The following is a 13395-nucleotide window of genomic DNA, read 5'->3' on the forward strand; positions in this document are numbered from 1 at the left end:
GGGTTAAGCAAGGCCCAGGCCAGCCCCATTTAACCACTGCTGTAATTGGTCGCGATTTTGGAGGAGTTGGGTCTGACTGATGACGGCCTGTTCGCTGGTGATCAAGGCTTTGACTTGGACAGTCTGGTTCGTAGCTTCCCTGTCACCCACAATCAGGCACAGTTTAGCCCCACTGCGATCCGCCCGCTTCAGTTGTTTCCCAAAGGCACTGCTACTCAGGTCTAGCTCGACCGCAAATTCTAAATGTCGCAGTTGCTGGGCGAGGGCTAAGGCTTGCCGTTCAGCGAGTTCCCCTTTGGCCACAACATAAAAATCCAAAGAAGCTTGAGGAGCCGTCTGCTGGGCCTGGAGGAGTAAAATCAGTCGCTCCAACCCCATGGCCCAACCCACGGCTGGAGTCTCTGGGCCACCCAATTCGCTCACGAGGTGATCATAACGTCCACCGCCGCAGACCGTTGCTTCTTGATTGAGGTCTAATTTTTGAAATTCAAAGGCCGTATGGGTATAGTAGTCCAGACCCCGCACTAGACAGGGATTGATGGTGTAGGTAATGCCTAGGTCTGTTAAATACTGCTGTACCTTCTCAAAATGTTCTGCGGAAGCTGGGGCTAAATAGGCGAGTAATTGGGGGGCATCCTGGGTAATGGCTTGGGTTTTCGGGTCTTTACTATCGAAAATTCGCAACGGGTTACGGTCTAGGCGGGTTTGGGAATCGGGATCCAGGTCACTTTTGAACGGGGTGAGGTAATCTACCAAGGCCTGGCGATAATGACTCCGATCCTCCCGGCTCCCGACCGAGTTCAACATTAAAGTTACATCCCCCAGGCCCAACGCTTTCAAAATATCCAGGCCCAAGGCAATCACCTCTGCATCAGCCCGGGGGGAATGGGTGCCTAAAACTTCTATCCCCAACTGGTGAAATTGCCGATAACGGCCGGCTTGGGGACGTTCATAGCGAAACATCGGGCCGGTATACCAAAGGCGTTGGATTCCCCCCTGGGCCTGGAATCCATGCTCAATATAGGCCCGCACCACACTGGCTGTCCCCTCTGGCCGCAAGGTTAAGGAGCGTCCCCCCCGATCCTCAAAGGTGTACATTTCCTTACCAACAATATCCGTTGCTTCTCCAATCCCCCGTTGGAATAATTCAGTTTGCTCAAATAAGGGAGTACGAATTTCTTGAAACGCAGCTTGGTGAAGAATCTGTCGAGCTATGACTTCAATCTGCTGCCAATAGGGTACTTCTGTGGGCAGAATATCCCGTGTTCCCCGTGGAGCTTGCATTCCTGCCATAGCCTTATCCAAATACCAATTATCTTGTTCATGATCATTTCTCAGTCTAGCGAACTCCCATTAAATATTTACAGAGAATCTAAAAATCATCCGTTTCATAGCTTCATGATTAGACCTGACTGGAAGTCATCATTCTCTAGGCCAATGGCCCCACTCCCTCACAACTACCCTCTTCCCGGGGTTCTTTACTGCAAAGGCTTTGAAAGCACAATTTGACCAGGAAGCACAGTGGATTATCATTGAATATTAGAATGAAAAAACTTCATGACAATTGACTTGTTTCTATGGCATAATTGGTGATAGGAATTTAGCTGTAAATAAACGCAAAGATTGATAACTAGTTCCTATACAAACATTAAGAATCTCCAAAGCCCTAGTTATTGCAATTGGGGTCATTTAAGCTAATGCTTTATATAGATAGCCTACAAACTTGTGAGCACCCCGGAGAGCTTAATCCCTCTTCAGCTTTTTTATGTCATAGTTTATTTCTGTTGGTTGACAGGTTTAATTCTTGTCTGATTTTTATGGCTAATGATGATAGGAATGCTGGGCCTGGGAATGATCGCAAAACTGTAGGGTTGGATTTTGCTACGCACTACCTGTTGACGTACAGGTGACTAAACCAAGAGGAAGCTCATTTTATGTCCTACGCACAAAAAGCCCCCGGTAAAGCTGGGTATAAAGCCGGGGTGCAAGACTATCGGTTAACCTATTACACACCGGACTACACCCCCAAAGATACAGATATTTTGGCCGCGTTTCGGGTCACTCCCCAACCCGGTGTGCCCTACGAAGAAGCAGCGGCGGCGGTGGCGGCCGAATCTTCAACCGGGACTTGGACAACGGTGTGGACAGATTTACTCACTGACTTGGATCGTTACAAAGGTCGGTGCTACGACATTGAATCCGTTCCTGGTGAAGACAATCAATTCATTGCCTACATTGCCTATCCCCTGGATTTGTTTGAAGAAGGCTCTGTCACCAACCTCTTGACCTCCTTGGTCGGGAACGTTTTTGGCTTTAAAGCCCTGAAAGCCCTCCGTTTAGAAGACTTGCGGATTCCGGTGGCTTACCTGAAAACCTTCCAAGGCCCTCCCCACGGAATTCAAGTTGAGCGGGACAAAATTAACAAGTATGGTCGTCCCCTCTTGGGTTGTACGATTAAGCCGAAATTGGGCTTATCGGCCAAAAACTACGGTCGGGCCGTCTATGAGTGCCTCCGGGGTGGTTTAGACTTCACCAAAGACGACGAAAACATCAACTCCCAACCCTTCCAACGCTGGCGGGATCGCTTCCTGTTTGTGGCGGATGCGATTCATAAAGCCCAGGCCGAGACGGGAGAAGTCAAAGGTCACTACCTCAACGTTACCGCTGCCACCTGTGAAGAAATGCTGAAGCGGGCCGAGTTCGCTAAAGAACTGGAAATGCCGATCATTATGCATGACTTCTTGACCGGTGGGTTTACCGCCAACACAACCTTGGCCCACTGGTGCCGGGATAATGGGGTCTTGCTCCACATTCACCGGGCCATGCACGCCGTCATTGACCGCCAGAAAAACCACGGCATCCACTTCCGGGTCTTGGCCAAGTGCTTGCGGATGTCGGGCGGTGACCACATTCACACCGGAACCGTTGTCGGTAAATTAGAAGGCGACAAAGCCATTACTCTGGGTTTCATCGACCTGCTCCGGGAAAACTACATCGAGCAAGACCGTTCACGGGGTGTTTACTTTACCCAGGATTGGGCTTCTATGGGTGGGGTCATGGCCGTGGCTTCCGGTGGGATTCACGTTTGGCATATGCCGGCCTTGGTGGAAATCTTTGGCGATGATTCCGTCCTCCAGTTTGGTGGTGGAACCTTGGGTCACCCCTGGGGGAATGCTCCGGGTGCTACAGCCAACCGGGTTGCCTTAGAAGCTTGCGTCCAGGCCCGGAATGAAGGTCGTGACTTAATGCGCGAAGGTGGCGATATTATCCGGGAAGCCTGTAAGTGGTCGCCTGAATTGGCAGCGGCTTGCGAACTCTGGAAAGAAATCAAGTTTGAATTTGAGGCTGTGGATACCGTCTAAGCCAGAGTCATGGTAGTGGGAAGTAGAAAAAGTTGGTTATCCTATGCCCAATAACATCTGCTTCTCGCCCCTTGGTCTAGGTCAGTCTATGGATGTCAAACACGTTGCCAAAGAGACCGCCAAAACCCTGATTAGTTATCTAACTTACCAGGCCGTGCGGACTGTGATTGCCCAACTGGATGAAACAGACCCACCCCGGTCCCTCTGGCTCCAACGGTTTACGACCAAAGAACGGGTGCAAGATGGCGAACTCTACTTGCAAGACCTGTTTCAGGAAAAGCAAGACTTAGCCTTTCGGATTTTGACGGTGCGCGAGCACTTAGCGGATCAAGTTGCTGACTTTCTGCCCGAAATGTTACGGACTGGGATTCAAAAGGCTAATTTGCACCAACGCTGTCAACAACTGGAACGGATGACCCAAGTTGCTCCTGCCCCGGCCCCGCCTGAGGCATCCAGCCCGACTCCTGCCGATTTGACCGATTCAACCCATCAACCGAATTCTTAAACCTTTGAGGACATTGATAACATCATGAAAACATTACCCAAAGAGCGGCGTTACGAAACCTTCTCCTATTTGCCTCCCTTGAGCGATGCCCAGATTGCCCGCCAAATCCAGTACACCATCGACCAGGGCTATCACCCCTGTGTCGAATTTAACGAAAGCTCTGCCGCCGAAATTTACTACTGGACGATGTGGAAGTTGCCCTTATTTGATTGTTCTTCTCCCCAAGAAGTCTTGAATGAGGTTCAACAATGCCGCTCGGAATACCCCAACTGCTATATCCGGGTGGTCGCCTTTGACAACATCAAACAGTGCCAAGTCATGAGCTTTATTGTGCATAAACCCAATCAAAGTGGCAGTGGCTATCGCTACTAAAACTTGATTAATTTTGTCTCTCTAGCAAGTTATCCCTAGGGATGTCAGGATTAAAAAATAGATTAAATTTGGGGGTAGGTTGTCTTACCTCCTTTTTTTATTTTGAAGATTACACATTTATCCTTGTGTGGACTGGCATTCTTGGGACTAGTTTGGAGCAGTGCCAGGCCTGGGTTAGGAGCCGACAGGCGTTCGATTGATCTAACCGTTACCTGTGACATTTTAGTTGTGGGTGGGGGACTGGCCGGGGTGGCCGCAACTTATGAATCTCTTTTGGCTGGGAAAACGGTCTGTTTAACTGAGTTGACGGATTGGCTGGGAGGACAAATTTCGGCTCAGGGAACTGCGGCTCTAGATGAACGCCCCCGGCAACGAGAGTTACTCTACTTCTCCCGTGGTTACAATATTTTGCGCCAACGCCTCATTACCCAGGCCAGGAATCCGCGCCCCGGTGATTGTTGGGTGAGTGAAGTTTGTTTTCTGCCCCAGGCCGGCCATGAGATTGTGGCTCAAATGCTATCAGAAGCTGAGAAAAAAGGTAAAGGGAAGCTGCATTTATTTCTAAATACCGTTGTCAAAGATTTAACCATTAACCCCGTGGGAGCCGGAGAACAAGTTCAAGCAGTCAGAGCCATCCAACACCAACCCGCCCCCAATGCGCCACCCTTGAATACCTTGCTTTTATCTGAAACCCTGAAAGATTTTTATACGGAAGCGGATTCTGCCAATTTCACCAAAACGATCCTAAAGTTTACGCCCCCACCCACCCGCCCCTGGATCGTGATTGAAGCCACGGAAACGGGAGAACTCCTCGGCCTGGCTGATTTACCCTACAAATTGGGCATTGATCCGGTGGACGCACAAAACCCCTCTGCATCGAGCCAAACCCCCTACCCCTACTGCCCCCAGGCCTTCACCTATACCTTTGCGATGGCGGCCACAGGAGAACCCCAAACTCACATAAAGCCGGAGTTTTACCCGCAATTTGAACCCTTTTATAGCTTTGACTTACCCCGCTACAGCCAAGAACCAGAATTGGTATTTACCTATCGCCGCATTTACAGTGCCAAAGTCGGCCAAAACTTTCACTCAGTCACGCCTGGGGATATTTCCATGCAGAACTGGGGCGGTGGGAATGACTACGGGCCGGGGACTCCGGTTGATAACTGGATTTATACAAGGGCGCAACTCCAGGCCCAAGGACAACTCAATCCCGGTGATTGGCTCGGCGGTATTCGCACCGAAAGTTTAGCAGGGGGGGAAAAACTGGCCTTAGGCTATTTCTATTGGCTCTGGGGCGGCACCACGGATTCAAAGCTGACGGAACCCAAACGCCCCAATCCCTACTTACGCTATCTAGCTGGGTTGGACTCTCCTATGGGAACTGTGCATGGCCTGTCGAAATTCCCCTATGTTCGGGAGGGACGGCGGTTGATTGGCCGGTATGCCAGTGGATGGCCCCAAGGATTTCAGGTGAATGAGGTGGATATCTCCCGCCAAGACTACGCCAAAGACCCCTACTACCAAACTCAACTCCCACCGAGACTGTTTTCTGAGCTTGCCATGGGCCTGGGGGGCCTACAAGGACTTAAGGTAATGACGGGAGAACTGGCAATTCAAGACATGGCCTGGCGCACCCGCGCAAGACTCTATCCCGATAGTGTGGGGATTGGGCATTATCCAATTGATTTTCATCCCTGTATGTTAAAAAGTCCCCCGGAAAACCCAGGTAACATTGAACGGCCGGGTGAACGCCAAGGGGCAGCGGAAACCTATCCTTTTCAAATTCCCTTGCGGGCGATGATTCCCCCCCGGATTGATAATTTGATTGTTACAGGCAAGAATATTGCCGTTAGTCATATTGCCGCTGCTGCCTATCGAGTCCAGGCCTATGAGTGGTCAGCCGGAGCCGGAGCCGGAACAGCCGCAGCATTTGTCTTGAAACGGAACCTGTTACCGCCGGACTTAATTCAACCCCTACCCCTGGAAAGCAAACCCTTAACTCAACTCCAACAGCACTTGATAGCCAATGATAACCCGATTGCCTTTCCCGGAATGTCAATTTTTAACGATAACTGGCAGGCCTGGCCTTGAGCCCTGTTGGCCAAATTCCATATTCGGGGAGCTTTTGTTCTGCAACAATAGTTTCTACTCTGTATAATCGAAGGTATAGACACGGGGCTGTAACGGTTTCGACGTTCTTGTGAACCGGGTTCTATGATACAGGTCGAGAGCGAACTCCCTCTCGCAAATCAAGAGTTCAAAAAAATGTAACTGCGAACAACATCGTTCCTTTTGCTCGTAAAGCTGCTGCTGTAGCCTAAATACCACTCTTTTGGTTCGAGCATCTATAGTCTGACTCCGTTAAAGATTATAGATTAACCCCCCAACGGATGCTTTAGTTACTGCTCTCGGGGACAGTAATTAACCAAGACCCTCTCTGAGAATCCTACTGTTCGGAATAAGGAGCAGTTCCCGCCTCAGGATTAGAAAGGCTAAACCTGTGAATGAGTAGGACACTTAATAACTTGGGCGGACACGGGTTCGACTCCCGTCAGCTCCATCTAAATACCATCCGCAATTGCCTAATTCTTGCTAATGGGCTTGAGCGATTTTATGCGGTCTAAACAATTGAGTCAATAACACTAGGACTCTGCTCGCTATTCAGGGACACCATGTCGGGGTTTTTTACCGCGCCACAGTAATCGGATGGGTGTTCCCTTAAAACCCAATTGTTCCCGAAACTGTTTTTCTAAATAGCGGCGGTAATTGTCCTTAAATAGCTTGGTATCGTTGACAAAAATAGCCATGGTTGGGGGTTGAGTACTGACTTGGGTGGCATAATACACTTTCCCTTGACGACCTTGGCGGGTTGCAGGCGGGCTATGCCCATTGACGGCATCTTGAACAACTTCATTCACCACAGCGGTACTCACCCGGCGGCGATGTTGCTCTACGGCCTGGTTCACAAAGTCAAAAACCTTATCAACTCGCTGTCCGGTTAAGGCACTGACAAAAATTGCCTCAGCCCAATCCACAAAATTGAGGCGTTGATAGACACGATGACGGTAATCATTGATTGTATAGGTATCTTTTTCGACCGCATCCCACTTGTTCACGACCAGCACACAGGCCCGCCCCTGTTCCGCAATATGTCCAGCCAGCCGTTGATCTTGTTCCGTAATATCTTCTAGGGCATCTAAAATGAACAAGACTACATCCGCTCGATGGATGGCCTGGAAGGCGCGATGCACCCCAAACATTTCTGGGCCGTAGTCCACACTTTTGCGCCGCCGAATCCCGGCCGTATCAATTAAGCGATAGGTTTGACCATCCCGCTCCACAACCGTATCAATCGCATCCCGAGTGGTTCCAGAAATTGGACTAACAATGGCCCGCTCAGCCCCTAGAAAGGCATTAAGTAGGCTAGATTTACCCACATTGGGACGGCCCGCAATCGCAACGCGAATTTCCTCAGCAGTAATTTCGGGATCAGTCGGTGGAATATAGTCCAGGAGTTGATCTAGAAGTTCGCCAGTGCCACTGCCATGAATACTGGAAATCGGATAGGGTTCCCCCAGGCCCAGTTGCCAAAATTCTGCCGCTTGGGCCAGGCCTTGCTGGGGAGATTCACATTTATTCACAGCAAGTAAAACAGGCACGGGTTGCTGTCGGAGCCAAGCGGCAATTTCTAAATCCAGGGCTGTTGGGCCAATTTGACCATCCACCATGAAGATGGCGACTTTAGCTTCATTGAGGGCAACTATCGCTTGCTGGCGAATTAGGGGTAAAAATTCACTGTCATCCCCAAAAACTAGGCCCCCGGTATCTACAACCACAAATTCCCGATCTTGCCAAAAGGCTGGCCGATAGGTGCGGTCGCGGGTCACACCCGGTTGGTCATGGACAATTGAAGCCATTTCTCCCGTGAGCCGATTGACTAGGGTAGATTTACCAACATTAGGACGGCCGACAATGGCCACAATCGGAAGACTCATAGAAAAATTTGCCGGAAAAGGGTTTGGTCATAGCGAGGCCTGGAAGAGGCGCAATGGATCTAGTATCCTAACGCTTTTAGCTCCAACTCGGTTTGAGGGTATCAGTCACAATTAAAACCTTATAGGTTGAATTTAGGACTACCCCTCCACCCTCGAAGAATTAGTTTTTTAACAAGAAAGGTAATGTTGTATCGGGTTGTTGCCAGTCATTAAAGTGCTGCTTTCAAAACCTCAGCCTTATCAGTTTTTTCCCAAGGTAAATCCAAATCATTCCGGCCAAAGTGACCATAGGCAGCCACATCTTGATAGAACCGGCCCCCGCGCTCACTGGGCAAAGTCTGTAAGCCAAAGGCTTGAATCATTCCCGCTGGTCTGAGTTCAAAGTGTTTTTCGACCAAATCCAGAAGAACTTGATTATCAACTTTCCCGGTGCCAAAGGTATCAATAAAAATACTCACCGGCCGAGCAACCCCAATGGCATAGCTGAGTTGGACTTCACATTTTTCCGCCAGGCCAGCCGCGACAATATTTTTAGCCACATACCGAGCAGCATAGGCCGCACTGCGATCTACTTTGGTTGGATCCTTGCCCGAAAATGCGCCCCCCCCATGTCGGGAATAGCCGCCGTAGGTATCGACAATAATTTTGCGCCCTGTTAAACCCGCATCTCCTTGGGGGCCGCCAATGACAAATTTCCCGGTCGGATTGACAAAAAAGCGAGTTTGGCTATCGGGTTTGAGGGCAATATCGGCGAAGATGGGCTGAACCACATAATCCCAAAGATCCGTTTTAATCCTGGCCTGGATGGCTTTATCGTCAGTAATGTCGTCAATGGTGGCCGTGTGCTGAGTTGAAATCAGAATTGTATCAATCCCCACCGGCTGACCCTCTTCATAAATGACCGTGACTTGGGTTTTCCCATCTGGGCGGAGGTAGGGGAGTTTTCCTTCTTTGCGAACTTCAGCTAGTCTCCGAGCGGCACGGTGGGCCAAACTAATCGGCAAAGGCATTAATTCTGGGGTTTCGTTGCAGGCATAACCAAACATAATGCCTTGATCACCTGCGCCAATTTGGTCGAGTTCTGACTCACTTAAGGCTTCCCGCCGTTCTTGGGCAGAATCAACCCCTTGGGCAATATCTGGGGACTGGCGATCCAAGGCCGTGAGTACCGTACAGCTATGGGCCGCAAACCCGTTATCAGCATCGGTGTAGCCAATTTCGGCAATTTTATGGCGAACAATATCCACCAGATTGACATTAGCCAGGGTTGTCACTTCTCCAGTAATCAAGACCAGGCCCGTATTCACCACTACTTCTGCCGCCACTCGACTCCGAGAATCTTGGCTCAAGAGGGCATCTAAGATAGAGTCGGAAATCTGGTCACAAATTTTATCGGGGTGGCCTTCTGTAACCGATTCTGAGGTGAATAGATACCGCAATTCTGTGACTCCTTAACCGAGTATTTGTTTTTGCTCAAAATGATAAATTCACTCCGGGTGAAAATAATGGAGCGATCATGTATCAAAGGCTGATCCTGTCTTGAGTATGAGGGGAAATCTCAAAACCCTCAAGGCAAACTGTTTTTTGTTATACCCCGAGTTGATCGCCCCGCTTGTACTGCAAATAAGCCGCCACAAAGAGGCCAGCTAGGGTGACAGGAATTAGACCGAGAACAATACCACAAAGTAAAGGTTCAATCATGTTTTTTCATTGAAAGACTTTAATGAATCCGCCTAAGACGGTCTCAAGCTACTATAGCAGGGGTCGCGGTCGGTTTGTCGCAGAGATGCCCCCGCTGCTGCTGATTATTGTCAATACCCTGACTAGAGTCACTAGACTACCCCTAAGATAGAGGCTTATTGGTGCAATTAGACGACTGATTCAGAAGTAATATAGCGTTACTCATTCAGGGCTGGATAGGGGCAAGCCAGAAAATGCTTTATGGGTAGTCTTTTTAAGATTTCTACTCCCTCAGAACAGTCTGCCTAACGCTATCGCCTTGAATATCACCTCAATACCCAATGTGTCATTGACAAAAATCCAGGCACCTGATTTGGTCTTCACCCCCTCAAGACATCTGACCGCTTTATCTAGTCAACCCACCTAATTCCTATGCCTAGTCCATCGTCTCGCTCGCCCAGTCAACCTCCCTATTTTGCCCGTCTTTGGCAGGGATGGTCTGTTTGGTGGCGGCCCTGGCAGAACATTGACTGGCTTTTAATGGGAGCGGTAGTCAGTCTCCTCTTAATTGGAGTCGTGTCCATTTACAGCATTGATTTCAATAAAGGTGAGATGAACTGGCTCGATCATTTGATCACGGCTGGGGTGGCGTTGATCACCACTTTAGGGATTGCCCGTTGGCGCTATGATACGCTCCAGGCCTGGCATTGGTACACTTACGCGGCGACAAATCTGGCTTTGGTGGCTGTCTCTCTCTTTGGGGTTACGGCCTTGGGGGCCCAACGCTGGATTCAGATTGGCGGGTTTAATGTCCAGCCCTCAGAATTTGCCAAAGTCGGGGTTATCGTCACTGTGGCGGCCCTCTTAAATCGGCGACCGGCCAACAATTTGCTGGGGATTGCCCGAGTTGTGGGAGCCTTAATACTACCTATGGGCTTAATTTTAGCGCAACCTAACTTAGGGACAGCCTTAGTATTTGTGGCCATTACGGTGGGAATGCTCTATTGGGCCAACGCTCACGGGGGCTGGATTGTGTTGATGATTTCCCCTTTGGTTTCGGCGATTATCTTGGGTCTAGCATTGCCCTATAACCTTTCTCTGTGGCTGTGGCTGACCTGGGTGGCGGGCATGGCGATCTTGGCCTGGTGGTGTTTACCCTTGGGCTTGACAGGGGCGGTTGGGGCCGGGGTATTAAATTTAGCCAGTGGGGGCCTGGGGCAAGTCCTCTGGAATTTACTCCATGATTATCAAAAAGACCGAATTACCCTCTTTCTTAATCCTGACAAAGATCCCCTTGGGGGGGGCTATCATCTGATTCAGTCCCGGATTGCGGTGGGGGCCGGTGGCCTTTTAGGACGGGGCTTAAATCATGGGACTCAAACCCAATTGGGGTTCATTCCAGAGCAACATACGGACTTTATCTTCTCTGCCATTGGTGAGGAATTTGGCTTGCTTGGGACATTTTTGGTGTTAGCGTTGTTTTGGTTTATCTGTTTGCGGATTATTCAGATTGCCAACAGTGCCGCGGATGATTTTGGTTCCCTGATTGCTATTGGGATGTTCGCAATGATCATTTTCCAGGTGGTGATCAACATTGGCATGACCATTGGCCTTTCCCCTGTGACAGGGATCCCCTTACCTTGGTTGAGTTATGGCCGCTCATCCCTGATGGCCAATGCCATTGCCCTGGGCCTGGTGCAGTCAGTGGCTAATTTTCGTCCGCGTCAAACCAATCGCCGTCCCTAAGTTGGAGACTGTTCTAGGCTTAATTCCTCTGAGATGATACTGGCAATGACACAAGCCACTCTAGGCTAGACTATTATCTATCTTGTCACCACTCAACAAGGATATTTTGTTATGGCATCCCTAACTCAGACCTTGATTTTGCCCGGAACCATTGTGAAAGTGATTAATCCTGGGGATACCTACTATGGCTTTCAAGGCCTGGTGCAACGAATCACAGATGGGAAAGCAGCGGTTTTATTTGAAGGCGGTAATTGGGACAAGCTGGTGACATTTCGGCTGTCTGAGTTGGCCCCTCAAGAATTACCCAAGGGCAAGAAAAAGTAACTCTCCTCAGCTAATTCGACTCAAAACTAAGCCGGGACTAATTGGGAAGATTTAGCCACAAACCCGGCTTGATTTAGAGCTGAAACTGTTTTTTCATCGGACTCAACCCGGAACTGTGCCCCCAACCGGACATACTGGGCCTGGTGTTGATCCGTGATTCTAGCAATGATTGGGATTTTAGGAGTTTCTCCGGCCTGGGCTTTGAGAATTTCTGCAAGACGATGCTGGGCCTGGAGATCACTGGCCTGGGCTGGGGGGAGTTCCACCATAATCATCCGCACTTCTTCGATGGGTTCTGCATCTTCAATCACAAACTGCCGCCGATCATCTCGTTGATCCACTTTGCCCCAAACCATCAGTCGTCGATCTGCTGCTAGTAAGTGGCCAATCCGCTCAAATGTTCGTGGAAAAACCACTGCCTCTGTCTTACCCGTCAGATCTTCCATTTGGATTACAGCCATCCGATCTCCTTTTTTCGTCACAATCGGTTTTAGCTCCGTAATTAAAATAATGACACTCAGGCTTTGGTCTCCCTGCTGATCTAGGTCTCCGAGGCTGATTGGGGCCAACATCCGGGCGGCGGTTTGAACTCCTTTGAGGGGATGATCCGAAACATAAAAACCGAGCAGTTCTTTTTCCATCCGTAACTTATCGCCATCGGGTAAGTCCTCTACAGGGGGAGCTTTAGGAGCCGCTTTATAACTAGTAGTGGCTGTTTCTGCGGCTATCCCGCCCAATATATCAAACAGATTACCTTGCCCCACCGCCCGATCTTTGGCCCGCCCCTGGGCCCACTCCAGCACGAGTTCTAGATCATGGAGGAGTTGGTTACGGTTAGGTTCAATTTTGTCAAAGCCCCCAGACGAAATTAAGGCCTCCACCGCCCGTTTATTGGCGACCCGTGAATCGACCCGATCACAAAAATCGGCTAAGGATTGAAATTCTCCCCCTTCTTGACGGGCTGCCAAAATCGCCTCAATCGCAGCCAGGCCAACATTGCGAACCGCAGACAAGCCAAACAAGATACTTTGCCCAATCGGTGTAAAGTCCACGCCAGAGCAATTAATATCCGGTGGTTGAATCTCGATCCCCATCGTCATGCAGGTGGCTAGATAGCGTTGAACTTTATCTTGATCTCCACTGTTAGCGGTGAGGAGGGCCGCCATGTACTCCACAGGGTAGTGGGCCTTTAAGTAGGCAGTTTGGAAGGTGACATACCCGTAGGCGGTGGAGTGGGACTTATTAAAGCAATTGCTGGCCACCAGCCCCCCCCGAATCACAAAGTTATGATCTTGAGCTACGCCAATGTCATAGACCGGCTGAATTCCTAAACTGCAGCGACTAATAATTTTGACCATCATCGTTGTCCTTCGGTTAATGCCTTGGTTAGCTCAGGGGAAGTGCTTCA

General features: G+C 49.8%; 11 protein-coding genes and 1 other RNA gene. 7 read left to right on the forward strand and 5 right to left on the reverse strand.

The window, feature by feature from the left end:
- Nucleotides 1-3: 3 nt before the first annotated feature.
- Nucleotides 4-1293 carry a histidine--tRNA ligase gene (hisS, locus tag SYN6312_RS09605; protein ID WP_015124681.1) on the reverse strand — a complete coding sequence of 430 codons (1290 nt, stop codon included), beginning with the start codon at nt 1291-1293 and terminating at the stop codon, nt 4-6.
- Between the two features lie 641 nt (nt 1294-1934).
- Here hisS and SYN6312_RS09610 point away from each other — a divergent pair.
- From SYN6312_RS09610 to ssrA, 5 genes are all read left to right on the forward strand, one after another.
- Entirely contained in the window at nt 1935-3362 is a 1428-nt protein-coding gene (locus SYN6312_RS09610; RefSeq protein WP_015124682.1) for a form I ribulose bisphosphate carboxylase large subunit, read from the forward strand.
- 43 nt (nt 3363-3405) lie between these two features.
- Complete coding sequence (locus tag SYN6312_RS09615; RefSeq protein WP_371257351.1) at nt 3406-3867, forward strand: chaperonin family protein RbcX; 462 nt, start codon at nt 3406-3408, stop codon at nt 3865-3867.
- Between the two features lie 24 nt (nt 3868-3891).
- Nucleotides 3892-4239: a ribulose bisphosphate carboxylase small subunit gene (locus SYN6312_RS09620; protein ID WP_015124684.1), complete on the forward strand. Its 348-nt coding sequence runs from the start codon at nt 3892-3894 to the stop codon at nt 4237-4239.
- 141 nt (nt 4240-4380) lie between these two features.
- Nucleotides 4381-6333 carry an FAD-dependent oxidoreductase gene (locus tag SYN6312_RS09625; protein WP_015124685.1) on the forward strand — a complete coding sequence of 651 codons (1953 nt, stop codon included), beginning with the start codon at nt 4381-4383 and terminating at the stop codon, nt 6331-6333.
- An 83-nt stretch (nt 6334-6416) separates the two neighbouring features.
- Nucleotides 6417-6805: a transfer-messenger RNA gene (ssrA, locus tag SYN6312_RS18900) on the forward strand.
- Nucleotides 6806-6899: 94 nt separating this feature from the next.
- Here the strand turns inward: ssrA and der are convergent.
- From der to petG, 3 genes are all read right to left on the reverse strand, one after another.
- Entirely contained in the window at nt 6900-8237 is a 1338-nt protein-coding gene (der, locus tag SYN6312_RS09630) for a ribosome biogenesis GTPase Der (RefSeq protein WP_015124686.1), read from the reverse strand.
- Between the two features lie 209 nt (nt 8238-8446).
- Nucleotides 8447-9676, reverse strand: coding sequence for a methionine adenosyltransferase (gene metK, locus SYN6312_RS09635; protein ID WP_015124687.1), 1230 nt, complete (start codon nt 9674-9676; stop codon nt 8447-8449).
- A gap of 148 nt (nt 9677-9824) precedes the next feature.
- Complete coding sequence (gene petG, locus SYN6312_RS09640; RefSeq protein WP_015124688.1) at nt 9825-9938, reverse strand: cytochrome b6-f complex subunit V; 114 nt, start codon at nt 9936-9938, stop codon at nt 9825-9827.
- A 411-nt stretch (nt 9939-10349) separates the two neighbouring features.
- Between petG and rodA the strand changes: the two genes are divergently transcribed.
- Both rodA and SYN6312_RS09650 read left to right on the forward strand, forming a co-directional pair.
- Nucleotides 10350-11663: a rod shape-determining protein RodA gene (rodA, locus tag SYN6312_RS09645; protein ID WP_015124689.1), complete on the forward strand. Its 1314-nt coding sequence runs from the start codon at nt 10350-10352 to the stop codon at nt 11661-11663.
- Nucleotides 11664-11795: 132 nt separating this feature from the next.
- Complete coding sequence (locus SYN6312_RS09650; protein WP_041431386.1) at nt 11796-11987, forward strand: NAD(P)H dehydrogenase subunit NdhS; 192 nt, start codon at nt 11796-11798, stop codon at nt 11985-11987.
- Nucleotides 11988-12013: 26 nt separating this feature from the next.
- Here SYN6312_RS09650 and SYN6312_RS09655 read toward each other — a convergent pair whose 3' ends face one another.
- Nucleotides 12014-13348 carry a trans-splicing intein-formed DNA polymerase III subunit alpha C-terminal partner DnaE-C gene (locus SYN6312_RS09655; protein ID WP_015124691.1) on the reverse strand — a complete coding sequence of 445 codons (1335 nt, stop codon included), beginning with the start codon at nt 13346-13348 and terminating at the stop codon, nt 12014-12016.
- Nucleotides 13349-13395: the final 47 nt, after the last annotated feature.

The sequence above is a fragment of the Synechococcus sp. PCC 6312 genome, assembly GCF_000316685.1.
Taxonomy (GTDB): domain Bacteria; phylum Cyanobacteriota; class Cyanobacteriia; order Thermosynechococcales; family Thermosynechococcaceae; genus Pseudocalidococcus.